Consider the following 22,334-nt stretch of genomic DNA (forward strand, 5'->3'; position numbering starts at 1 on the left):
GGGTCCGCGACCCGTCGCGGCCCGACATCGGGGGAGCGCGGGACCTTCTAGGCTGACACCCCGACAGCGGCTGCGCTGCCGCTGCGATCGCCGTACGGCCGGATCAACATGGGGACGTCGATGATCAGGGCGATGTCGCCGTTGCCCATGATCGTGGACCCGCCGATGCCCTGAACGTGGCTGAACAGCCGTCCCAGAGGTTTGATGACGGTCTGGTACTCGCCCATCAGCGAGTCGACGACCAGGCCCACCTTCATGCCCGCGTACTCGACGACCACCACGCTCTCCCGGCGGGGGCGCTGGCCGAACGCGTTGAACAGCTGGCGCAGACGGATGAACGGGAGCACCTCGCCCCGAAGATCCATGCAATCGCGGGAGTTCTTGCCGACAGGCAGCTCCACGCACTCGACCACCCGATCGAGCGGCACGATGTACGTGGCACCGGCCACCCCGACCATGAATCCGTCGATGATCGCCAGCGTGAGCGGCAACCGGATTCGCACCGTGGACCCCGCCCCGACCGTGCTCTCGACGTCGATCGTGCCCCGCAACGCCGCCACGTTCTGCTTCACCACGTCCATGCCGACGCCACGGCCGGAGAGGTTGGAGACCGCTGTGGCGGTGGAGAACCCGGGCTCGAAGATCAGATCGAAGACCTCCTTGTCGGTGAGGGTGCTCCCCGGCTCGACGATGCCTCGCTCGATCGCCTTGGCCAGTACCGCTTCGGCGTTGATCCCACCCCCGTCGTCGGCCACCTCGATCACGATGCTGCCCGAGTCGTGGAAGGCGTTGAGCCGCAACGTACCCCGCGCCGGCTTTCCTCGGGCGGCGCGCACCTCGGGGGGCTCGATGCCGTGATCGAGCGAGTTGCGAACCAGGTGCATCAGCGGGTCGCCGATCTTCTCCACCAGCGCCTTGTCCACCTCGGTCTCGCCGCCGGTGATCACCAGGTCGACGTCCTTGCCCAGGTCGGCCGAGACGTCGCGGACCACGCGCTGGAAGCGGCCGAGAGTGGTGCCGATCGGCACCATCCGCAGCTGCAGCGCGCTGTCACGGACCTCTTCGACCAGGCGCATGACCTCACCGATCGATCCCACCAGGGATTCGTCACCGGTCTGCGAGGCACGCAGTCCTGCACTGGCCCCGGCGATGACCAGCTCGCCGACGACATCGATCAGGCGGTCCAGCCGGTCGGCATCCACCCGGATGTTGGCGCCCTCACGACGAGCCGCTGTCGTCGAGGCGGCACCGGCCTCGGTCCGTCGATCGCCGGTTCGCCGATCCGCGACCCGCCGATCCGCCCCTCGTCGCTCCCCGGACGCCTCTGCGACGGGCGGGGCCACCGGCGCCGACCCCACGAACTCCTCCGGTCCGGCTCCGGGCACGGCGCCCAGCGACTCGGCGCCCACGGCCCCGGTGCGCACCAGGACCTCCGCCACGCGGTCGGCGTGCTCCCCGAAGGAATTCAGCAGGTCGCGGTACGCCTGGGCAGGGCAGTCCGGTTCGAGGATCTGGATCGCACTCTCGTCGCGGACGAACTCGAACACGCCCTCGACCGATGCCAGCGGTGCCTCGGTCCGCAACGTGACCTCGAAGTCGAGATAGCAGACCTCGGGGTCCATCAGGGCGGCCTCGGGGATCAGGTCGGCGATCGTGGTCACGTCCTGGACCTCACCCAGCGTGCTCAGATAGCTGATGAACGACAGCGGATCCATGCCGCTGCGCAGACAGTCCGGCCCGAATCGGAGGCTGAGATGCAGCCGGCGGGCGGTTGCGGCGTCGTCCGGGCGATCCGGAGCGGGAGCGTCCTGCGCGGCCGGGTCACCAGGTGCGGCATCGGGTCCCTGTGCACCCGTCAGGTACGGCATGAGCTCAGCGATCAGTGCCTCGCCAGCGGCCGCCTGCTCGGGCGACTCGACGGCGCCCGAGGGAACCCCCTCCAGCAGTTCGGCGAGGTGGTCGCGGCAGGGGAGCAGGGTTCCCACCAGATCGGAACTGACCGCGATCTCGTGGGTGCGCAGGCGATCCAGCACACTCTCCATCACGTGGGTGAAGCGCACGAGATGATCCAGGCCGAACAGTCCGGAGGAACCCTTGATGGTGTGAGCGGCCCGGAAGATCTCGTTGACCACCTCGGCGGTGTCACCGCCGGCCTCCAGCCCGAGCAGGGCTGCCTCCATGTCCTGCAGCAGCTCGCGACCCTCGACCACGAAGGTGGTCAGGGCCGCCGCCATCTCGTCCTCGAACGTCATCGCGTCTCCACCAGATCGGCCGTGCGGTCGTCGTCCAGGTCCGGTGACAGGCGGGTGATCGCCAGGATCGTCATGACCACCTCACTGGGGGAGCGGAACCGCACCGTCTTGGCCACCCCGGCCGCCTCGCGTTTGGCGAGCAGCAGCACCTGGAGACCGGCGGTGTCCAGCTCCGTGACCCCCGACAGATCCACGGTGAGTTCGTCCGTGCCCTCCAGAGCTACCAGCAGTGCGGTCTTGACGTCACCCGCGGTCAAGATGGTGAGTTCGCCCACGATCGACAGCACGGGCTCCGGCGGGTGGCTCACGGGAGGATCAGTTTGGAGACGGCCGCGAGCATCTGCGGCGGTTGAAACGGCTTGACCACCCAGGCCTTCGCCCCGGCTGCCTGTCCCTCTTGTTTCTTGCGTTCCTCCGACTCTGTGGTGAGCATGATGATCGGGGTGAACTTGTACGCAGGCAGCTTCTTCACCTCCCGGACGAAGGTGATCCCGTCCATGCGCGGCATGTTGACGTCGGAGATGATGAGGTGGACCTTCGTCCCGTCGAGCTTGCTCAACCCGTCGACGCCGTCCACGCCCTCGATCACCTCGTACCCCGCACCGCGCAGCGCGATCCCGACCACTTGCCGCACCGAAGCAGAGTCGTCGACGATCAAGATCGTCTTTCCCATGTGGGTCTCCTAGAAGAACGTGATCTCGGCTTCCCGCGCGACGGTCGGCGTCCCACCACTGTGGGTGTGATGCTCCTCGACCATGGTGTAGCTGTCCTTGAGCTGCTGGAGCAGACCGGCAGCATCCAGCGGACGCAGCTGGTCCGGTTCGCCTCGATGGGCACGTTCCAACGTGCTCGGGAAGGCGTCGATGCACTCGCGCAGGTGCTCCAGCGTCTGGCTGATCCGGTCCTGGAACTGGAACTGCACCAGCGAGGCGGCGATCTCCTGCTGGACGTTCTCGGTCGCCCGGCCGAGGTCGGACGAGGATTCGCGCAGCCCGTCGACCAGCTGTCGCAGGTCCTCGAGCACCGACTGCACCCGCGTGTTGGCGTCGGCCACGAGCGTGCTCTCCTGCTCGGCGCTGCGCTCGGCCATGGTCAACGCCCCCGATATCGCGGCGCTGACCTCCTCGGCCTTGACGCCGATCCGCTCCCCCGTGGCCCCCGAGAGGTCCGCCAGCTGCCGAACCTCCTTGGCCACCACCGTGAAGGCGCGCCCTGCCTCGCCCACGCGTTCGGCCTCGATGGCGGCGTTGAGGGCCAGGAGGTGTGTCTGCCCCGCGATGCGGGTGACGTCCGCCGTCATGGCTTTCATCTCCCCGTTGAGTCCCATCAGCACCCGCAGTTCGTCCAGAGTTCGGCGCTTCATGTCGAGCGCGCCGTCGAGGCTGTCGATCACGGACCCCAGCTGTCGGCTGCTGGTGTCGAAGACGTCGCTGTGGGCGTCCCCGCCGGACAGTCGGGAGGACTGCAGGACGCTCTCGATGAGGCCGACGATCCCGGCGAACCGGGCCACCAACTCGTTCACGGCCTCCTGCATCTGGATCCGGGAGGACTCCAGATGCGCCGACCAGACCGGCGTGACCTGCTCGGCGAAGTCATCCAGGCTGGACAGGAAGGCACCGAGTGCAGCCTCCTGGTCAGCTCGCGCCGGCCGTTCGGTCGCCTGACGTCGGCGCGCACCCAGGTATCCGAGTCCCGCGCCCCCCGCCAGGCAGACGAGCGCCGTCACCACGGTCACGACCATGTGGTCCACCTCCCTCGTGCACCTGTTTGTCGGCACGATGGGCTCGCGCCTGCACCCGCGAACGTCGAGCTCACCGATTCCGGACTCATCGGGTCGCGGCGTATCTGCTCATGTGAGTGGCGATGGCCTGCAGCGGCACCTCCTGCTCCACCGCCCCCAGCGCCCTCGCTTCGTTCGGCATCCCGTAGACCACGCAGGTGTCCTCGTTCTGCCCGAGGGTCGAGGCACCGGCCCGGCGCATGGCGAGCAGCCCTCGGGCACCGTCATCGCCCATCCCCGTCATGATGATGCCCAGCGCATTGCGGCCCGCTGCCTTGGCGACCGAGTCGAACAGGACGTCCACCGAGGGACGGTGCCGGTTCACCGGGGGGTTGTCGTCGACCTGCACCCGGTACTGGGCACCGTCGCGGATCACGGTCATGTGTCGACCCCCGGGGGCGATGTAGACGTGACCGGGCAGCACCCGGTCCCCGTTGGTCGCCTCCACCACGTCGGACTGACACATGCCGTTGAGACGGGTGGCGAAGGCGGCCGTGAACTTCTCGGGCATGTGCTGGACCACGACCACACCGACCCCGAGTCGCGGCATGGACGTCAACACCAACTCCAGGGCCTGGGTGCCCCCGGTGGAGGTACCGATGGCCACCAGCCGGTCCGTGGTGACCGCCATCGCGCCGACGGCGTCCGCCGAGCCCGTCCCGCCCCGTGCCGCGCTCAGTGCGGGCGCCGGCGTCGAGGGGGCGACCAGGCCACGAGAGACCGCCCGCATCCGGCGCATGTTGCCGGCCGCGGCCGCCTTCACGGCGACCACCAGCTCACCGGCGTCGCTCTCCAGGAACTGTTTCAGTCCACTCTGCGGCTTGGTGACGAATCCGACCGCGCCGGCACTCAGCGCCTGAAGGGTCGTCTCGGCCCCTTTCTCGGTGAGTGTCGAGCAGATCACCACCGGGGTCGGCCGGACGGACATGATCTTCTTCAGGAAGGTGATCCCGTCCATGCGGGGCATCTCGACATCGAGGACGATGACGTCGGGCCAGTTCCGGTTCATGCGATCCATGGCGAAGATCGGGTCGGACGCCGCACCCAGCACGGTGATTCCCGGGGCGTTGCCCAGGACCGAGGTGAGCACCTGCCGGACCACGGCCGAGTCATCGACGATGAGGACGCTGATCGGGGGTGGCGGAGTCATGGGATCAGCTCGGGCGCCGCCCGGTCGACGTGACTGAGCCACACGTCACCCGTGGCGATATCGAGAATCACCTGGCGATGGCCCGTGCCGCCCAGATGCCGGGCCGTGAGGGTGAGTCCGCTGGCGGCCAACAGGTCCAGACCGACCTGGACGTTGCGTTCGGGGACGTCGATCGCGGCTGCCGAGACGGTGTCGACGAACTGCCGGCCACCCCCGAACATCTTGATCTGGTAATCGAACGGAGTGGTTCCCGCGCCGGCCATCTGCTCCAGCAACCAGGCCACCGCCTCGTCGGCGTACTTGCCGTTCAGCGGCTCGCCCGCTGTTCGCCGATGCCGGGTCGGCAACATGTAGTGGCACATGCCGCCGATGCGTTCCGATGGATGCCACACCGTGATGGCGACACAGGACCCGAGCAAGGTCCGAATCCGGGTGTCGGCGTCGCCGAAGTAGAACTCCCCCGGGTGGAGGAGGACCTCCATGACTGGGCCGCCGTCAACCACTCACGCCGCCTTCCGATAGATCGACGGCGAGATCAGCTCGAGAGTGGATCCCAGCTCCTTCAACGACTCCGAGTGGCTCACGATGAGATACCCGCCCGGCCGAAGCGTGCCCGCGATCCGATCGACGACCGCCCGCTTGGTGTCCAGCCCGAAATAGATCATGACATTTCGCAGGAACACCACGTCGAAGGCGCCGAGGTGACCCACCGGCTCCAGCAGATTGGCGGTCAGGAACCGGATCCGCTGCCGTAGCGCGGATTCGATGGTGAAGTAGCCCTCGTACTCGTCACGGCCGCGCAGGCAGAACCGCTTCAGGATGTCGAGCGGGATCTTCTGTGCGGCGTCGATCGGGTAGAGCCCGCGTTGGGCGGTCTCGACCATCCGCGAGGAGATGTCCGTCCCGATGATCTCCCAGTTCCGCGCGGGCAGGGTGTGGGCCAGGGTCAACGCAATGGTGCACGCCTCCTCACCGCTGGAGCTGGCCGCGCTCCAGATCCGTACCGGGGGCTGGGGCGGGCGGTCCCGCAGGACGTCGGCCAGGAACTCGAAGTGCGCTGACTCCCGGTAGAAGTACGTCTCGTTCGTGGTCAGCAGGTCGACCGCGATGCGGGTCTCCTCGGGATCGCCCGAGCTCAGCAACTGCGCGTACTCCGCATAGGTCGTGATCCCGTGGTGGCGTAGCCGCCGTTCGAGCCGGCCGGCCACCATTGCTTCCTTGCCCGGACGCAGTTCGATGCCGGTCCGATCGAGCAGGAATGCAGAGATCCGCGCGAACTCGTCGGTGGTCAGTCTGGCTCCGGCAGGCAGTAGGTCACGAGCTGCCGAGTCACGAGTGGGCAGCATCGCCGGTCGCCTCCGCCGGATCGACGAGTGCTCGGGCCGGGTCCGAACGCTCGGCCGCGGCGGTGGCTGATGCGTGGACGTGAGCCCTGCCCAGCGCCGACATCTCGTGGAGCGACAGCACCCGGTTGGCGTCCAGGACGATCATGAACTCGCCGTCCCACTTGGCCATGCCGGAGATGAAGTCCGCCCGGATCCCGGCGCCGAAGGCCGGTGCCGGCTCGATGTCGTCGGCGCCCAGATGAACCACCTTGTTCACGGCGTCGACCATGATCCCGATGTGCGGGGACCCGCCGTCGTCGCCGATCGCCGCGGCATAGCCGGCGGCCTCGACGATGATGATGCTGGTCCGTCGGGCCACCGTGGTGTTCCCCCGCCCGAAGCGAGCGGCCATGTCCACCACCGGGACGACCCGGCCCCGAAGGTTGATCACCCCCCGGATGAACGACGGCATCATGGGTACCACCGTCAGGGGGCGGTACTCCATGATCTCGGTGATGTCCAGCAGCCCCAGCGCATAGACCTCACCCCCCAGGACGAACGTCAGATACCGTCCCGGTTCTGCACTGCCGCGGGCAGCGGCCAGGCCACCGGACGCCGCGTCCGCGGTGGCCGGCTTGACGTCGGTCTGTGTCACAGCGATCTCCCTCAGAACCGGTCGAACCTGGCTTCATCGATGGCGAGTGCCTGTTCGCGCACGCGGGGCTGCGGGACCTTCGCAGGGGCGACTGCCGGCGGGGTCGAGGGCGAGCCGACAGCGGGACGTCCTTGCTGGGGCACCGTGAAGAAGCGCATGAGCTGCTGGAGTTGGCCGGTCTGGCTCATCATCTCTTCGGCGGTGGCCGCGAGTTGCTCGCTGGAGGAGGCGTTCTGCTGAGTGATCTGACTCATCTGCGACATGGCGCTGTTCACCTGGGTCACGCCCACGGTCTGTTCGGCCGACGCCGCGGCGATCTCCTGCACCAGGTCGGAGGTCTTGCCGATGCTGGGCACGATCTCCTGCAACAGGATTCCGGCGTGTTCGGCGGTCTTCACGCTGCCGGCTGCCAGTTCCCCGATCTCCTGTGCGGCGACCTGGGAGCGTTCGGCGAGCTTGCCGACCTCCGTGGCCACCACCGCGAACCCCTTGCCGTGCTCCCCGGCCCGAGCTGCCTCGATCGTGGCGTTCAACGCCAGCATGTTGGTCTGGAACGCGATGTCGTCGATGATGGCGATCTTGGAGGCGATCTCCTTCATCGCATCCACCGTCTGCTGGACCGCGCCGCCGCCCTCGGAGGCCTCCGCTGCGGCCTTGCTCGCGATCCCGTTGGTGATCTTTGCGTTGTCCGAGTTCTGGCTGATGCTGCTCGCCATCTGCTCGATGCTCGCGCTGGTCTCCTCCACGCTGGCCGCCTGTTCCGTTGCCGCCTGCGACAGCGACTGGGACGCGCCACTGATCTGGTTGGAGGCGCTCGTCAGCTGATCCGTGGCCGCCACGACCTCCGACACCGTCGATGCCAAGGTCGTCATCGTGTTGTTCGCGGTGACCCGCAACTCCTCCAACTGGCCCTGGTACTGCGCTGTGATGTTCTGGGTCAGGTCCCCCTGCTCCATCGCCGCCAGGACCCGGTTCACCTCGTTCAACGGGCCGATCACCGCATCCAGGGTGTCGTTGACGCCCTGCACGATCCGGCGGTAGTCCCCTTGATGGCGCGAGGCGTCCGCCCGAGTGTCCAACCGACCCTCGACCGCAGCCTCTGACAAGGCCGTCGCATCGGTGATCAGTCCACGCAGGTTCTCCTGGACCTGACTGATCGCTGCCAAGGCCTTGCCCGGCTCGTCGGTGGCGGTGGCGTCGACGGTGAAGTCGAGATCGCCATCAGCGATCTTCTCCGAGGCCTCGCAGAGCTCGTTCAGCGGCCGCCGGATGGATCGGCCGATCAGGATCGACCCGGCGATCACCAGGATCAGGACGCCGAGTCCGATCCCCACGTTCAGCCACGTCGTCAGGGCCGCGCTGCGCTCGGCGTCCTTGTTCTGGGTCTCCTGCGCCTGGGCCAGGTCGGTGGCGATGCCCGCGAGCCGGTCCGAGGCGTCGGTGAAGACCTTGATCTCGGCGCCGAGCACCAGGTTGTCCGCCTTCGCTCGCGACGCCGCGTCACCCCGCCGGTACAGCGCCACGATCTCGTCATCGGTCTTCATGAAGGCGGCAACCCCCTCGGTCGCCGCCACCAGCTCGGGCCGGTTCACCGGTAGCCCCGACGTGAGCGATGTGAGCTGGTCCAGGTCCTTTCGGGTGCGTGCCACGGACTGCAAGAAGTTCTTACGGGAGTCAGCGGTGTCGGCCGCGGCCGACGGACCCAGCCGGGCGACGTCGAAGGCGTATGCGGTCTGCCACCCGTTGAAGTCCGCGAAGTCGAACTGGACGGTCTTGGCGGTCTCGGCGGCGATGGCCAGGTTGTGCAGCCGGTCCATGGCGGCAGTCTGGCCGGCCATTCCCACGAACCCCAGAACGACGAGCCCGATCACCGCAGCGGCGAACGCCGACACGAGCAGGTTCAACCGGACACCGATACTCGTACGCCTGAGCATGTGATCTTCCTTCACCGGATGGGTCAGTGGGGCCGTGATCGGCCCACTGGTCACGTGTGAACATCGGCGTCCGGGGACGTTGGCTGAAGCCGTCGAACCAGAGATGGCCCGGCAGCCAGCCGGCCGTGCGCCCGGCTCAGCCCGTCAGCGCGCGGATCGATGCCGCTGTCGCTGTGCTGAGCTCCTGGAACTCCAGGCGCAGGTCGTAGCCGGCGGTCTTGCCGATCACCTGGGCCTGCTCGTCCACCTCACCGCCGGGCAGGTCGAGCTTCACCCGGACCAGGGCACCTCGCGACGGCCACACCGTGGCAGCGGAGGCCACCTTGACCCCACCGAGGGAGATGTCCAGCGTCCGGGACCGGGCGAAGGACCAGGTCCCGGTGTGCGGGTCCTGCCAGAGGATCGTCGCCGGCACCTCGACCTCGGCCCGACGGAAGCGCCGCCGCTGGATGAACTCGGGCGGACCGATCAACTGCAGGACGAGCAGGTCGTGGCCCTTGAGCCAGATCGAGACCGGAACGTTGGCTGCACCGTCGCGCACCGAGATCACTGCGACGCCGTGCATCCGGCGCTGCCGCAGGCCATCCGGTTGGTCGGCCACCGGGATCCGGACACTGATGGTGTCCGGTCCGATGTGCTGGATCCTTCCCGTCATCGTGGCCCCGGCGACCACCAGCCCTACCTCGTTGCCGGCGTCCAGGCTGGCCAGGAGGTCGGCTATCGGTGCCCCGGTCCGAGCCGGCGAGTTGTTCACGGTGTTCTCCACCCTCCGCGTGCGGGGGCCTGCGAGATCGACGGCGAGGACCTGACCTCTGCCTCACCGAGGTATCGGCCGTCGAGCGGCCCAGCTTGCGGCCATCCGGACGGTGCGTTCAGAACGCGCGTGAGGCGGTCCGGTCCCAGGAGCCCTGGGGACGGGTGCTGGTGAGCCGCGAGCCACGGTTCGGGTGGTGGCGCCCTGACGGTGAGGCGCCCCCGACGGTGGTGGGGGACGATGGTCGCCATGGCGGGGGAATCCGGGCGGCGATTGCCGGCGCTGGACGTGACTCGCACCGCCGCGATTCTGGGCATGATCGCGATCCATGTCGGCGGACCGTGGGTCTACTTCCCGGCGGGGGCATGGCGGGTGCTGCACCTGGCGGCGGGGTACGCGGCGGGCATGTTCGCGGTCGCGGCGGGGGTGTCGCTGTCGTTGACCCTGCCGGCTCGGGGTGGCTCCGGGTGGCGTGCCTGGTCGCCCACCGTGCTACGGGGCGTTGTCCTGTTCCTCTTGGGGCTGCTCGTGCGACCGGTTGCCCAGCAGGTGCTGGTAATTCTGTGCGTCTATGGCGCTCTGTTCGTCATCGCCCCGGCGTTCCGTCGGCTGCTGGGATGGGGCCTGATCGCCCTGGGCGCGACGCTCGCCCTCGCCTGGCCCGTGATCTCGCTGGCCATCCGTCGCCGGCTTCGGACTCCGCCACCTGCGCTCGACGTGAGCTGGGGGGCGCTGACCGATCCGGACGCCGCGCGGATCGTGGCCCGCACCCTGCTGCTGGACGGCGCCTACCCTGTGCCGACCTGGCTGGCGCTGATGTTCATCGCCTGGGGGGCGCACCGCGCCGGGCTTCTCGCCCCGTCCCGATGGGTCGAGTTGGCGGCGACCGGCGCGGCCCTGGTGGGCCTCGGATTCGGGGGCTCGGCCCTGGTCGAGGCGATCTGGCGGCCACGGGCCGAGGCGCTGGCCGTACTGTCGGCGCAAGGCTTCGCTGCTGACGAGGCGGTGGCGACGGTCGACCACGTCTACGGCGTCCCGTTGACCCTGGACTGGTCGGGCCTGCTCACCGCCGGACACCACAGCGGTACGACGTTCGAACTACTCCAGATCCTGGCTGTCGCCGCGAGCACGTATGCGCTGGCGGCCGGGCTCGCCACGGCGCGCGCCCCCGGCCCGGCGATCGCCGGGGTGCTGGCCTGGCCGGGACGGATCGCCTTGACGCTCTACGTCGGCCACCTGCTGCTGCTGCAGACGATCCCGAGGCTGATCGCGGACGATGCCGCCCCCAGCGGTTCGGTGACCGGCCCGCTCACGGCGACCGGGACCACGATCGAACTGGCGGTGTTCTGGCTCGTGGCCTTCGCTCTGGGCGGCCTGCTCCGCCGCCGCCGCGGCCCTCTCGAGTGGGCCGTCCGCCGCCTCACCCACCCTTTCCCCCGGAAGACATAGAGATCACACCTCTGGGCAAGGTGTCGCTCACCGTGGGTCACGCCGCGCCAGAGAGGATCGAGGCCGTGTCCGACACCCAGACGCCCATGACCCGCCTCGCCGTCCTCACCAGCGGCGGTGACGCCCAGGGCATGAACGCCGCGCTGCGCGCCGTCGTTCGCAGCACGATCGCCGCAGGCGCGCAGCCGTACGCGGTCTACGAAGGCCTGCAAGGGCTGGTGGACGGCGGCGACCGCATCCGCCGGCTGCACTGGGAGGACGTCGGCAGCATCCTGCACCGCGGCGGCACCATGATCGGCACCGCGCGCTCGGCCGACTTCCGCACCCGCGACGGACGACGCACCGCGGCGCTGAACCTGGTGCGCGAAGGCATCGATCGGCTGGTGGTGATCGGCGGTGACGGCAGCCTGTCCGGGGCGGCCGAGTTCCACACCGAGTGGCCCGACCTGCTCGGCGAGTTGGTCGCCGACGGGCGGTTGGACGCCGAGACCGCCGCGCGGCACCCGCACCTGATGATCGCCGGACTGGTCGGCTCGATCGACAACGACCTGGTCGGGTTCGACATGACCATCGGCACCGACTCGGCGCTGCACCGCATCGTCGATGCGATCGACGCGATCACCTCGACCGCGGCCAGCCACCAGCGCAGCTTCGTGGTCGAGGTGATGGGACGCCACTGTGGCTACCTGCCCCTGATGGCCGCGATCGCGGGCGGCTGCGACTACGTGTTCGTGCCCGAGCAGCCCGCCGGACCCGGCTGGCAGGACGAGCTGTGCGAGGCGCTGCGCGCCGGGCGGGCCGCCGGACGCCGCGACAGCCTGGTGATCGTCGCCGAAGGTGCGGTCGACACGCAGGGTGAGCCGATCCGCGCCGAGCAGGTGATGACCGTGCTGCGCGATCGGCTCGGTGAGGACACCCGGGTCACCAACCTCGGTCACGTACAGCGTGGCGGGCGGCCGAGCGCCTTCGATCGGTGGATGAGCACCCTGCTCGGTCACGGTGCGGCGCGCGAGGTGCTGGACGCCGTCCCGGGGGCCGAGCCGGTGCTGATCGGCCTGCAGCACAGCCGGGTCAGCCGGTTGCCGTTGCTGGCGGCGGTGGCGGCGACTCGAGAGCTGGGCGTGCGGATGTCCGCCGGGGACACGGCCGGGGCGGTCGCGGCCCGCGGCGCCACCTTCGCGACGATGATGCAGATCCTGGCGGCGACGGCCACGCCGCCCGAGCAGGCGCTGCCGGACGACGCCCCGCGCGTCGGCGTGATCCACAGCGGTGGGTTGGCGCCGGGCATGAACAGTGCCGTGTACGCGGCGGTGCGGCTCGGGATCGCCCGCGGGTTGCGGATGATGGGGGTGTTCGGCGGGTTCGAGGGCCTCGCGGCGGGCTCGGCTGCGGGGACGGTGCGCGAGCTGTCGTGGCACGAGGTCGACGGGTGGATCGCCGAGGGCGGCGCAGCGTTGGGTACCCAGCGCGCGATCCCGGACGTCGAGCACCTGTACGCCATCAGCCGGGCTGTCGAGGAGCACCGGCTCGATGCGTTGCTGGTGATCGGTGGCTACAACGGCTACCTGTCGGCGGCCTCGTTCGTCGCCGAGAGCGCGCGGTTCCCGGCGCTGCGGCTGCCGATCGTGTGCGTGCCGACGACCATCGACAACAACCTGCCCGGTTCGGACGTCACGATCGGCGCCGACACCGCGCTCGGGGTGGCGGTCGAGGCGTTGGACGGCATCAAGCAGTCCGCCGGGGCGCACCGACGCTGCTTCATCGTCGACCTGATGGGACGTCGCTGCGGGTACCTGACCACGATGGCCGCCCTGGCCGGGGGCGCCGAGCGGGTCTACCTGCACGAGACCGGCGTCGACCTGCCGGGCATTCAGGGCGACCTCGAGGCGATGCGGGCCGCGTTCCGCGCCGGGCGCCGGCTGTTCCTGGTGCTGCGCGCCGAGGGGGCCAACGACAACTACACCGGCGACGTCCTGGCCCGGCTGTTCACCGAGGAGAGCGAGGGCTTGTTCGACGTCCGGAGTCTGGTGCTCGGACACGTCCAGCAGGGCGCCGCGCCGTCCCCGTTCGATCGGATCCTGGCCGTTCGCCTGGTCACCGAGGCGCTGGATGTGATCACCAAACAACGCGCCGACGGCCGCTGCGAGGCGGTCTACCTGGGCTCGGTCGAGGGCGAGCTCCGCACGGCACCCTTGGCGAGACTGACCGATCACCTGGACCCCGAGTCCCGCCGCCCGCGTGACCAGTGGTGGCTCGCCCACCTGCCCACCCTCGCCGCCCTCGCCGACCGCCCCACCTGACCACCCCAAGAAACCCGCTCATGCTCCGTGGGTGACGGGTCATGCTCCGCGGGTGAGGGGATGAAACCGGCATTTCGGGTATGAATGCTGGTCGCTGCGGAGCATGGGCGGGCGGCAGGCTGACTCGGGTCCAGGGGCTGCGGAGCTGCAGACGCAGGAACGCGACGTTGTCGCTCACCATCTGCGTGAGGGGAGCGCGCTCAGACGAAGATCGCCGAACGCTGCACCACGTTCCACGGCGGCGGCATCCACCGGGCAGCGCCGGTTCGGGCTCGGTGACTGCGTCGCGTGCGCGAGGCACCGGCACCGGAAAGGCCGGTTCGGACGCCGGGCGCTGCCCGCCCGGCATCCCCTGTTGCAGCGCCGCGCGCGTCACCCTCGAACCGGCTCATGCTCCGTAGGTGCCGCGCCGCTGCCCGATATGTGGCTTTCTGGAGCGCACCAGCGGAGCATGAGCGGTCACCTGCGGAGCATGAGCAGGTTGTTGAGGGGTTGTCAGGCCTCGTTGCGGATGAAGGCCTCGAGGTCGGCGCGGCCCTGGCGGTCCTCGACCTGCACCGGCGGGGACTTCATGAAGTAGGCCGCCGCGGGGATCACCGGGCCGCCCTGGCCCCGGTCCTTGGCGATCTTGGCGGCGCGCAGCGCGTCGATGATGACGCCGGCCGAGTTGGGGGAGTCCCAGACCTCGAGCTTGTACTCCAGGTTCAGCGGCACATCGCCGAACGCGCGGCCCTCGAGCCGCACGTAGGCCCACTTGCGGTCGTCCAGCCAGGCCACGTAGTCGCTCGGGCCGATGTGCACGTTGCGGGCACCCAGATCGTGGTCGAGGTTCGACGTCACGGCCTGGGTCTTGGAGATCTTCTTCGACTCCAGCCGGTCACGCTCGAGCATGTTCTTGAAGTCCATGTTGCCGCCGACGTTGAGCTGGTACGTCCGGTCGAGGACAACCCCCCGGTCCTCGAACAGCCGCGCCATCACCCGGTGCGTGATCGTCGCGCCCACCTGCGACTTGATGTCGTCCCCGACGATCGGCACGCCCGCGGCGCGGAACTTCTCGGCCCACACCGGGTCACTCGCGATGAACACCGGCAGCGCGTTCACGAACGCCACCCCGGCGTCGATCGCGCACTGCGCGTAGAACTTGTCCGCCTCCTCCGACCCGACCGGCAGGTAGGAGATCAGGACGTCGACCCGCTCGTCGCGCAGCACCTGGACGACGTCCACCGGCTCGGCGTCCGACTCGGTGATGGTCTCGCGGTAGTACTTGCCCAGTCCGTCGAGGGTGTGGCCGCGCTGCACGGTGACGCCCGACGGCGGCACGTCGCAGATCTTGATGGTGTTGTTCTCGGACGCCCCGATCGCATCGGCCAGGTCGAGCCCGACCTTCTTGCCGTCCACGTCGAAGGCGGCGACGAACTCGATGTCGCGCACGTGGTAGTCGCCGAACTGCACGTGCATCAGACCGGGGACGCTGCCGCTCGGGTCGGCATCGGCGTAGTAGTGCACTCCCTGAACGAGGGAGGCAGCGCAGTTGCCGACTCCGGCGATGGCGACGCGGATCGAACCCATGGTGTTCCTTCCGTGGTGGGGCGGTGAGGGTGGGGCGGGGGCGGTGAGGGTGGGGCGGGGTCAGGCGGGTGGCTCGATGAGGTGGGTCATGTTCCCGGCGCGTTCGGAGTCGATCAGTTCGTCCAGCCAGCGCACCTCGCGCTCGACGGCCTCGAGACCGTGCCGGGCCAGCGCCTGGGTGTAGGCGTCGCGGCGTTCGCGGGTGCGCTGCATCGCGACGCGGGCGGCCTCGCGCCGCTCCTGCAGTCGCATCCGGCGCCCCTCGAGAATGCGCAGCCGGGTGCCGGCGTCGGTGCGGGCGAAGAACGCGAAGTGGACGTCGAAGGTGTCGTCCTCCCAGGTTTGCGGCCCGGCGTCGGTCACCAGGTTCTGGAAGTGCTCCTTGCCCTCGGCGGTGATCTCGTAGACGATCCGGCCCCGCCGTCCGGTGAGTGCCCCGGCGAGGGGGGCGTCGGGCAGCGGCGCGTCACATGCCGCGTCGTCCGTGGCGCTCTCGCGGATCCAGCCCTTGGCGACCAGGCCCTTCAAGGTCGGGTAGAGCGTGCCGTAGGACAACGCCCGGAACGTGCCGAGGCGGCCGTTGAGCAGCTTGCGCACCTGGTAGCCGTGCATCGGGGCCTCGTGCAGAACGCCGAGGACGGCGAGCTCGAGGACGTCGGTGCGCCGTCCTGTGCGTGCCATGGGTCCTCCTGATGCATCCCGTAGATGTATCGCTCCGATACATCCGAACGTTAGGTGAGGGGATGTCCGGACGCAACCCCTTGCCGTCCACGGGGGTGTGCCACACCACGGATGGACGCCCGGCGCGACAGGCCGTCAGGTCGGCGTTGCGCCCCGCGTCGGCGTAGCCTGGCCCCGCTCGCCTGAGTGGGATTTCCGGCCCACACAGGTGGGATGCGCATACTGGCCCGACGAAAGCGCCCACATCGGGCATCGTGGGGCCGACAGCCGAGATCGGTCCCCGAGCGAATCCGAGGACGACAACACGTGGCAGGCAGGACGCAGCCGAATCCCGGCGAGCACAACTCCCCGGCGTGGTGGGACGCCGTGGCGGGACCACACCCGGGCGCCGGTGCCGGCGGGGGACCGTCGGCCGACCCGGCGCCCTATGGGTATCGCCAGGCGGCCTACCCGACCCAGCAGCCGGGCCATCCCTTCGCGGCGACGCCCGGTGGCTATGAGAGTGGCTATGACGGTGACGGGTACGGCGGCGGCTACGGAGCGGCCCCGGCCCACGTGCCGACCACCACTCCCGAGGCCTTCTTCTCCCCGGCGGAGCAGGCCGCGGCGCTGGCCGGTGGCGGTTCGGGCGGCGGGTTCGGTGGCGGTTCGGGCGGTGGTTCACGCCGTGGTGGCGGCGGTTCCGGCACGGGCGGCGGTCGTCGCCGGCTGATCAACTACCCCCGCTCCGGACGCCGCGGCGTGCTGCGCTGGATCCCGTCCTGGAAGCTCGTGTTCGGCTCCGGTCTCACCGGCCTGGTGGCCCTGATCACCGCGATCGTCGTGTTCTACGTCATGACCCCGATTCCCTCGGTGCAGGCCAAGGACCTGCCCCAGGTCTCGACCGCGGTCTACTCCGACGGGACCCCGATCGGGCAGTTCAAGGCCACCGAGCGCGTCAACGTCGACCTGAAGCAGGTGCCGCTGTCCGTCCAGCGCGCCGTCCTGGCCTCGGAGGACCGCACCTTCTACAGCAACGCCGGTATCTCACCGCGCGGCATCGTCCGGGCGGCCTGGAACAACGCCCGCGGCGGCTCGCTGCAGGGTGGCTCGACCATCACCCAGCAGTACGTGAAGAACTTCTTCCTGCAGTCCGACCGCAGCGTCTCCCGCAAGGCGCGTGAGTTCGTGATCTCGCTCAAGGTGGCTCGGGACGTGCCCAAGGAGCAGATCCTGCAGGACTACCTGAACAAGATCTACTTCGGCCGCAACGCGTACGGCATCCAGGCCGCCTCGCGGGCCTACTTCGGCAAGAGCGTCGGTCAGTTGACCGTGACCGAGGGCGCCTACCTCGCGGGCATCATCAACGGGCCCGAGCTGTACGACCCGATCGACGGCCCCGAATCGCGTCAGCGAGCCACCATTCGCTGGCAGGGCGTACTGGCCGCCATGGTCGAGGAGACCTGGCTCAGTCCGACCGAGAAGGCGGCCATCGAGAGCGCCGGACTGCCCAAGGTGAACAAGTCGGCACCACGGCCCGACCTCAGTGGCCAGCGCGGTCACCTGCTGAACATGATCGCCGCCGAGATCACCGGCAACCCCGAGCTGGGGATCGACCGCGACAAGTTGAACACCGGCGGCTACCTGATCAAGACGACGATCGACAAGAAGCTCACGGCCAAGGCGGTGGCCGATGTCGACGAGGTGCTCGGTCCGCGCTCGAAGTGGCCCGAGGGCACCCAGGTCGGTCTGGTGACGGTCAAACCCGGGGACGGCGCGGTGCTGGCCGTGTACGCCGGGGACGACGACACCCAGTACAACGCCGCGACCCAGGCCCAGATCCAGGCCGGCTCGACGTTCAAGGTGTTCGGCCTGATCGCTGCCCTGGAGGGCAACCCCGAGCAGGAGGGTGCCGAGCCGTTGAACCTGCGCAGCCGGTTCAACGGTCGCAGCCCGTACAAGCTGAAGCAGGCCGATGACGGGGGCGCTCAGGAGGCCAAGAACTTCGGCCGGGGCAACGGTGCTCAGTACGGCCAGATCGACCTGCTCACCGCCACGGCCAATTCCGTCAACACGGTGTACGCCCAGCTGAACGAACGGGTGACGCCGGCGTTCACCCGGTCCGTGGCGGTGCGTGCCGGCCTGCCGGACAAGACGGCCGGTCTGAAGAGCAACCTGCTCAACATCCTCGGCTCGGCGTCCCCGCACGTGATCGACATGGCGGGCGCGTACGCGACCATCGCGGCCGAGGGCAAGCGGGCCACCCCCTACCTGGTCACCGAGATCCTCAGCGTCGACAAGAAGAAGACCTTCTACCAGCACGCCGTCAAGGCCGAGCAGGTCTTCGAGCCGGGTGTCATGGCCGACGCCACCCATGCCATGCGCCAGGTGGTGCAACGGGGTAGCGGCAGTTACGCCCAGAACCTGGGCCGGCCGGTGGCCGGCAAGACCGGGACCTCCTCGTCCAACAAGTCGGCCTGGTTCGTCGGCTTCACCCCGCAGCTGTCCACCGCGGTGGCGCTGTACCGGCCGCTGACCGACAAGAGTGGCAAGTCGATCGAGGGCGAGCTGAAGGGATGGGGCCGCTACCAGGGCCAGGAGATCGTCGGCGGCACCTTCCCGGTGCGGTTGTGGACGACGTTCATGAAGGACGCCCTCGACGGCGCCGAGAAGAAGCAGTTCCCCGATCCGGTCTGGGGGGGAGAACTGGTCAACCCGGCGCCCAGGGCGACGCCGACCCCGACGCCCTCCGGTTCGACGCTGCCGACTCCGGACCCGAATGCGACCAGCCCGTCGCCGATGCCCCCCTCGCCGATGCCCACCGATCCGTTGCCGCCCACCCCGACGCTGCCGTTCCCCACGCCGACCGGGGACGGCGGGGCCACCCCGTTGCCGGCCGACCAGGCCGGCGGTCTCGGATGAGCGTCAGCGCGCCGTCCCGCAGTGACCCGGTCGCGCGGATGGCCAGTGCCATCGTGGGCGGCCCGGCCGGACGGCGGCTGGCGGCGGCAGGGTTCTGGCGGGCGTTGCCGGTGCTGGTGCTGATGGCGAGTCTGACCATGATCGGCGCTGTGCTGACCAAGCAACACTGCCGCGCCGAGGGCTGGTCGACCCCCGATCACTTCTGGCACGCGTGCTACAGCGACATCCCGGTGCTGTACGTGTCCGAGAGCCTGGGCACCAGCGCGCGGCCGTCGCTGATGGACGCCCTGGGGCCGCAGGGGCTGGGGCAGCCGCCGTTGGCCGGCACCGCGATGTGGCTGGTCTCGGGCGTCGTCGATGCCACCAGCGGGGTCCGCGGCCGCTACGAGGTGGCGGTGGAGTCGCGGCGGTTCTTCGACGTCTCGGCCGGGGTGCTCACCGCGGTGTTGATCGCTGCCGTGATCGCGGTGGCTCTGGCGGCCGGACGGCGCCGGCGGTGGGACGCCGCGCATCTCGCCGTCTCGCCGGTGCTGTTGGGCACGGCGCTGATCTCGTACGACCTGCTGGCCGTGGCCCTGGTGGCAGGCACCTTCTGGGCCTGGTCACGGTCGCGGCCGGTGGCGGCCGGAGTGCTGCTGGGGTTGGCGGCGACGGCGCGTCCGGTGGTGGCCGTGGTGGGATTCGCCTTGTTGGGCCTGTGTCTACGGGCCGGGGCGTTGCGGGTCTGGCTGGTGTCGGCCGGCGCGGGCCTTGCGGCCTGGGTCGGCGTCCGGGTGATCCTGTTCCCCCATCCGGTGCAGGCCCTGAGTGACACCTGGCAGGGCTGGAAGGAATCAGGACCGGGATACGGCTCGCTCTGGTTGATCCCGTCGCTGTTCTCGCAGAGCCAGCCCACCTCGGCGTCGTGGTGGTACACCGGCGAGGGCATCGGTGGACCCACCTCCACCATGATCACTCTGTTGGGGCTGTTGGTCGTCGGGGTGGCCACCGTGGCGGTGGCGCTGCTCACCCCGTATCGCCCACGGGTGGCGCACCTGGCCCTGTTCGCCCTGGCCACCGGACTGCTCGTGATCAAGTCGCTGCCGCCGCAGCTGGGGTTGTTGCTGCTGCCACTGATCGCCCTGGCCGGGCTGCGCTGGCGTGACCACCTGATCTGGGCGACGGCCGAACTGGCCTACTTCGTGGGCGTCTGGCTGTACATCGCGGCGGCCGATGCCGCCAACCGTGGTCTGCCCGCGGGGTTCTACCTGGTGCTGATCCTGGTGCGCTGCAGCGCGATCGGATGGCTCGCCGTCCAAGCCGTCCGGGCCGCACGCGACCCGGTGCTCGACCCCGTCCGCGTCCCTGTCGACGAGTTCGAACCGCCCCCGGACGCCGACGACCCCGCCGCCGGCCCGATCGCCTCCCGCCCCGACGCCCTCCTCGCCCGCTGACCTCGAACGCGCTGACCCACTGACCCCGAAACAAACCCGGTCATGCTCCGCAGGGGACCGCTCGCGCTCCCTGGGTGCGGGGATTTACCGGACAATCCGGACGCCGATCCGTCACCTGGGGAGCATGGGCAGGTTGGTCGCGGCCTCCCTCCACCCCGCCCCGGGGGACACGATTTCGGACTGGCCCACCCCGGCAGGTACTGTGCTCCGCGGACCGGGACGTGGCGTCCCTGCAGTGGGGACGACCTCGTCACGAATGCCCGACGCAACGACCCTCCTGTCACGGATGGACCGTGACCGCCTTAGACCAGAGGAGGTGGGTTCTCAGCATGCGTCACTACGAACTGATGGTGATCCTCGACCCCGATCTCGAGGAGCGCACCGTTGCCCCGTCACTCGACAAGTTCCTGAACGTCGTCCGCAAGGCCGACGGCACCGTCGAGAACGTCAACATCTGGGGCCGGCGCAAGCTGGCCTATGAGATCAAGAAGAAGACCGAGGGCATCTACGCGGTGGTCGACATGACCACCGAGCCGGCCGTGGCCAAGGAGCTCGACCGCCAGCTCAACCTCAACGAGGCCGTGCTGCGCACCAAGCTCGTCCGCCCCGGCGCCCGCTGACTGTCGGACCCTCGAGGTAGATCTGTCGCATCGCCCCCGACCGGGGTGAATCGACCCGATCGCTCGACCCGCAGCGTTCGCCCGAACCCGAGGAAAGCTGGAGTGCCATGGCCGGCGAAACCGTCGTCACCATCATCGGCAACCTGACCAACGACCCCGAACTGCGCTTCACGCCGTCCGGGGCCGCGGTGGCCAACTTCACTGTCGCGTCCACCCCTCGCACGTTCGACCGCCAGTCGAACGAGTGGAAGGACGGCGAGACCCTCTTCATGCGCTGCTCGGTGTGGCGGGAGGCAGCCGAGAACGCTGCCGAGTCGCTGCAGCGTGGCACTCGCGTCCTGGTCAGCGGCCGGCTCAAGAGCCGGTCGTACGAGACCAAGGAGGGCGAGAAGCGCACGGTGGTCGAGCTGGACGTCGACGAGGTCGGCCCCTCGCTGCGCTACGCCACCGCCAAGGTCAACCGCACCCAGCGTGGTGGGGGTGGCGGCGGCGGAGGCTTCGGCGGCGGTGGGGGCGGCTACTCCGGCGGCGGGAGCGGCGGCGGTGGGGGTTACTCCGGCGGGGGTGGTGGCGGCAACGCCTCTCACGGTCCGGCCGACGACCCCTGGGCCACCGGCCCCTCCGGCGGCGGCGCGTCGTCCGGTGGCGGCTACGGCGGTTCGCACGAGGAGCCCCCGTTCTGATCTGCACCATGACCGACCTGCTCTGACCACTGTTCCGATCACTGTTCCGATCACTGTCGAACCACGACCATCCCGGGCTCGCCTCGAGCCGGCCCGGGCTCTTCGAGGAGGAGAGCACCACGATGGCCAAGCCACCTGTCCGCAAGCCCAAGAAGAAGTCCAACCCGCTGAAGTCCGCCGGGGTCGAGCGGGTGGACTACAAGGACGTCACCGTCCTGCGTAAGTTCATCTCCGACCGCGGCAAGATCCGGGCCCGCCGGGTCACCGGCGTGACCGTGCAGCAGCAGCGTGAGATCGCCAAGGCGGTCAAGAACGCCCGCGAGATGGCGCTGCTGCCGTACTCGAGCTCGGCTCGCTGAGTCAGGAGGAGGAGAACCGATGAAGCTCATCCTGACCCAGGAGGTCACCGGCCTCGGTACCCCCGGTGACGTCGTCGACGTCAAGGACGGGTACGGCCGCAACTACCTGCTGCCCCGTGGTCTGGCCGTGGCCTGGACCAAGGGCGGCGAGAAGCAGGTCGCCTCGATCCAGGCCGCGCGCTCGGCGCGTGAGGTCGCCTCGCTCGAGGAGGCGCAGAGCATTCGCGCCACCCTCGAGGGCAAGCCGGTCACCCTGACCGTGCGGGCCGGCACCAACGGCCGGCTGTTCGGTGCGGTCACCACCGCGGACGTCGCAGCGGCCGTGGCCGCTGTCGGTGGCCCGCAGGTCGACCGCCGCAAGGTCGAGCTGACCCAGCCGATCAAGTCGACCGGTGACTACACGGTCAGCGTGCGGCTGCACCCCGAGGTGGCCGCCAAGGTCGCCGTCAAGGTTGTCGCCGGCGCCTGATCAGCGCAGTTCCACAGAAC

21 protein-coding genes are annotated in these 22,334 nt (G+C 69.5%); 8 read left to right on the top strand and 13 right to left on the bottom strand.

Annotated elements, in window-relative coordinates; all coding sequences use genetic code 11:
• Positions 1–47: 47 nt before the first annotated feature.
• The 10 genes from IPK24_00625 to IPK24_00670 all read right to left on the bottom strand — a co-directional run bounded on the left by IPK24_00625 (position 48) and on the right by IPK24_00670 (position 9,850).
• Positions 48–2,252, bottom strand: a complete 2,205-nt coding sequence (locus IPK24_00625) for a chemotaxis protein CheA (protein MBK8074077.1) — start codon at positions 2,250–2,252, stop codon at positions 48–50.
• Positions 2,249–2,560, bottom strand: a complete 312-nt coding sequence (locus tag IPK24_00630) for an STAS domain-containing protein (GenBank protein ID MBK8074078.1) — start codon at positions 2,558–2,560, stop codon at positions 2,249–2,251. Before IPK24_00630 ends, IPK24_00625 begins: the two co-directional genes overlap by 4 nt.
• On the bottom strand, positions 2,557–2,925 hold the full coding sequence (locus IPK24_00635; GenBank protein ID MBK8074079.1) for a response regulator: 369 nt from the start codon (positions 2,923–2,925) through the stop codon (positions 2,557–2,559). Before IPK24_00635 ends, IPK24_00630 begins: the two co-directional genes overlap by 4 nt.
• A gap of 9 nt (positions 2,926–2,934) precedes the next feature.
• The gene (locus tag IPK24_00640) at positions 2,935–3,993 is read right to left on the bottom strand and encodes a chemotaxis protein (GenBank protein MBK8074080.1); all 1,059 of its coding nucleotides are present in this window, start codon (positions 3,991–3,993) and stop codon (positions 2,935–2,937) included.
• An 85-nt stretch (positions 3,994–4,078) separates the two neighbouring features.
• On the bottom strand, positions 4,079–5,182 hold the full coding sequence (locus IPK24_00645; protein MBK8074081.1) for a chemotaxis response regulator protein-glutamate methylesterase: 1,104 nt from the start codon (positions 5,180–5,182) through the stop codon (positions 4,079–4,081).
• Positions 5,179–5,664 carry a chemotaxis protein CheD gene (locus IPK24_00650; protein MBK8074082.1) on the bottom strand — a complete coding sequence of 162 codons (486 nt, stop codon included), beginning with the start codon at positions 5,662–5,664 and terminating at the stop codon, positions 5,179–5,181. Before IPK24_00650 ends, IPK24_00645 begins: the two co-directional genes overlap by 4 nt.
• A 21-nt stretch (positions 5,665–5,685) precedes the next feature.
• Positions 5,686–6,528, bottom strand: a complete 843-nt coding sequence (locus IPK24_00655; GenBank protein ID MBK8074083.1) for a methyltransferase — start codon at positions 6,526–6,528, stop codon at positions 5,686–5,688.
• Positions 6,512–7,177 (bottom strand): purine-binding chemotaxis protein CheW, encoded by a 666-nt coding sequence (locus IPK24_00660; protein ID MBK8074084.1) that lies wholly within the window; start codon positions 7,175–7,177, stop codon positions 6,512–6,514. Before IPK24_00660 ends, IPK24_00655 begins: the two co-directional genes overlap by 17 nt.
• A complete protein-coding gene (locus IPK24_00665) occupies positions 7,174–9,000 on the bottom strand; it encodes a HAMP domain-containing protein (protein MBK8074085.1) in 1,827 nt (608 codons plus the stop codon). Before IPK24_00665 ends, IPK24_00660 begins: the two co-directional genes overlap by 4 nt.
• A 232-nt stretch (positions 9,001–9,232) precedes the next feature.
• On the bottom strand, positions 9,233–9,850 hold the full coding sequence (locus IPK24_00670) for a PilZ domain-containing protein (GenBank protein MBK8074086.1): 618 nt from the start codon (positions 9,848–9,850) through the stop codon (positions 9,233–9,235).
• A gap of 249 nt (positions 9,851–10,099) precedes the next feature.
• On the opposite strand from IPK24_00670, the gene IPK24_00675 reads away from it, so the two are divergent.
• Together IPK24_00675 and IPK24_00680 are read left to right on the top strand one after the other, a co-directional pair.
• Complete coding sequence (locus tag IPK24_00675; GenBank protein MBK8074087.1) at positions 10,100–11,299, top strand: DUF418 domain-containing protein; 1,200 nt, start codon at positions 10,100–10,102, stop codon at positions 11,297–11,299.
• An 86-nt stretch (positions 11,300–11,385) separates the two neighbouring features.
• Positions 11,386–13,599 (top strand): 6-phosphofructokinase, encoded by a 2,214-nt coding sequence (locus IPK24_00680; protein MBK8074088.1) that lies wholly within the window; start codon positions 11,386–11,388, stop codon positions 13,597–13,599.
• 200 nt (positions 13,600–13,799) lie between these two features.
• Here the strand turns inward: IPK24_00680 and IPK24_00685 are convergent, their stop codons facing one another.
• The 3 genes from IPK24_00685 to IPK24_00695 all read right to left on the bottom strand — a co-directional run bounded on the left by IPK24_00685 (position 13,800) and on the right by IPK24_00695 (position 15,849).
• Positions 13,800–13,991, bottom strand: coding sequence for a hypothetical protein (locus tag IPK24_00685; protein ID MBK8074089.1), 192 nt, complete (start codon positions 13,989–13,991; stop codon positions 13,800–13,802).
• A 103-nt stretch (positions 13,992–14,094) separates the two neighbouring features.
• Complete coding sequence (locus IPK24_00690) at positions 14,095–15,168, bottom strand: inositol-3-phosphate synthase (GenBank protein ID MBK8074090.1); 1,074 nt, start codon at positions 15,166–15,168, stop codon at positions 14,095–14,097.
• A 60-nt stretch (positions 15,169–15,228) separates the two neighbouring features.
• Entirely contained in the window at positions 15,229–15,849 is a 621-nt protein-coding gene (locus tag IPK24_00695; protein MBK8074091.1) for a PadR family transcriptional regulator, read from the bottom strand.
• Between the two features lie 306 nt (positions 15,850–16,155).
• Between IPK24_00695 and IPK24_00700 the strand changes: the two genes are divergently transcribed.
• The 6 genes from IPK24_00700 (at position 16,156) to rplI (ending at position 22,314) form a co-directional block, all read left to right on the top strand.
• Complete coding sequence (locus tag IPK24_00700) at positions 16,156–18,750, top strand: penicillin-binding protein (protein ID MBK8074092.1); 2,595 nt, start codon at positions 16,156–16,158, stop codon at positions 18,748–18,750.
• Positions 18,747–20,183, top strand: a complete 1,437-nt coding sequence (locus tag IPK24_00705) for a DUF2029 domain-containing protein (GenBank protein MBK8074093.1) — start codon at positions 18,747–18,749, stop codon at positions 20,181–20,183. Before IPK24_00700 ends, IPK24_00705 begins: the two co-directional genes overlap by 4 nt.
• 329 nt (positions 20,184–20,512) lie before the next feature.
• A complete protein-coding gene (rpsF, locus tag IPK24_00710; protein ID MBK8074094.1) occupies positions 20,513–20,803 on the top strand; it encodes a 30S ribosomal protein S6 in 291 nt (96 codons plus the stop codon).
• 107 nt (positions 20,804–20,910) lie between these two features.
• Entirely contained in the window at positions 20,911–21,486 is a 576-nt protein-coding gene (locus IPK24_00715; GenBank protein MBK8074095.1) for a single-stranded DNA-binding protein, read from the top strand.
• Positions 21,487–21,608: 122 nt separating this feature from the next.
• Positions 21,609–21,845, top strand: coding sequence for a 30S ribosomal protein S18 (locus IPK24_00720; GenBank protein MBK8074096.1), 237 nt, complete (start codon positions 21,609–21,611; stop codon positions 21,843–21,845).
• Positions 21,846–21,864: 19 nt separating this feature from the next.
• Positions 21,865–22,314 carry a 50S ribosomal protein L9 gene (gene rplI, locus IPK24_00725; protein MBK8074097.1) on the top strand — a complete coding sequence of 150 codons (450 nt, stop codon included), beginning with the start codon at positions 21,865–21,867 and terminating at the stop codon, positions 22,312–22,314.
• Positions 22,315–22,334 lie beyond the last annotated feature (20 nt).

The organism is Kineosporiaceae bacterium (assembly GCA_016713225.1).
Classification (GTDB): Bacteria; Actinomycetota; Actinomycetes; order Actinomycetales; family Kineosporiaceae; genus JADJPO01.

Bases quoted from the DNA above. Each gene is read 5' to 3' on its own strand.
- IPK24_00665 (MBK8074085.1), bottom strand. From the start codon at position 9,000: ATGGCCGGCCAGACTGCCGCCATGGACCGGCTGCACAACCTGGCCATC.
- rplI (MBK8074097.1), top strand. From the start codon at position 21,865: ATGAAGCTCATCCTGACCCAGGAGGTCACCGGCCTCGGTACCCCCGGT.
- IPK24_00625 (MBK8074077.1), bottom strand. From the start codon at position 2,252: ATGACGTTCGAGGACGAGATGGCGGCGGCCCTGACCACCTTCGTGGTC.
- IPK24_00695 (MBK8074091.1), bottom strand. From the start codon at position 15,849: ATGGCACGCACAGGACGGCGCACCGACGTCCTCGAGCTCGCCGTCCTC.
- IPK24_00675 (MBK8074087.1), top strand. From the start codon at position 10,100: ATGGCGGGGGAATCCGGGCGGCGATTGCCGGCGCTGGACGTGACTCGC.
- IPK24_00705 (MBK8074093.1), top strand. From the start codon at position 18,747: ATGAGCGTCAGCGCGCCGTCCCGCAGTGACCCGGTCGCGCGGATGGCC.
- IPK24_00720 (MBK8074096.1), top strand. From the start codon at position 21,609: ATGGCCAAGCCACCTGTCCGCAAGCCCAAGAAGAAGTCCAACCCGCTG.
- IPK24_00640 (MBK8074080.1), bottom strand. From the start codon at position 3,993: ATGGTCGTGACCGTGGTGACGGCGCTCGTCTGCCTGGCGGGGGGCGCG.
- IPK24_00635 (MBK8074079.1), bottom strand. From the start codon at position 2,925: ATGGGAAAGACGATCTTGATCGTCGACGACTCTGCTTCGGTGCGGCAA.
- rpsF (MBK8074094.1), top strand. From the start codon at position 20,513: ATGCGTCACTACGAACTGATGGTGATCCTCGACCCCGATCTCGAGGAG.
- IPK24_00715 (MBK8074095.1), top strand. From the start codon at position 20,911: ATGGCCGGCGAAACCGTCGTCACCATCATCGGCAACCTGACCAACGAC.
- IPK24_00685 (MBK8074089.1), bottom strand. From the start codon at position 13,991: ATGAGCCGGTTCGAGGGTGACGCGCGCGGCGCTGCAACAGGGGATGCC.
- IPK24_00690 (MBK8074090.1), bottom strand. From the start codon at position 15,168: ATGGGTTCGATCCGCGTCGCCATCGCCGGAGTCGGCAACTGCGCTGCC.
- IPK24_00650 (MBK8074082.1), bottom strand. From the start codon at position 5,664: ATGGAGGTCCTCCTCCACCCGGGGGAGTTCTACTTCGGCGACGCCGAC.
- IPK24_00680 (MBK8074088.1), top strand. From the start codon at position 11,386: ATGACCCGCCTCGCCGTCCTCACCAGCGGCGGTGACGCCCAGGGCATG.
- IPK24_00655 (MBK8074083.1), bottom strand. From the start codon at position 6,528: ATGCTGCCCACTCGTGACTCGGCAGCTCGTGACCTACTGCCTGCCGGA.
- IPK24_00645 (MBK8074081.1), bottom strand. From the start codon at position 5,182: ATGACTCCGCCACCCCCGATCAGCGTCCTCATCGTCGATGACTCGGCC.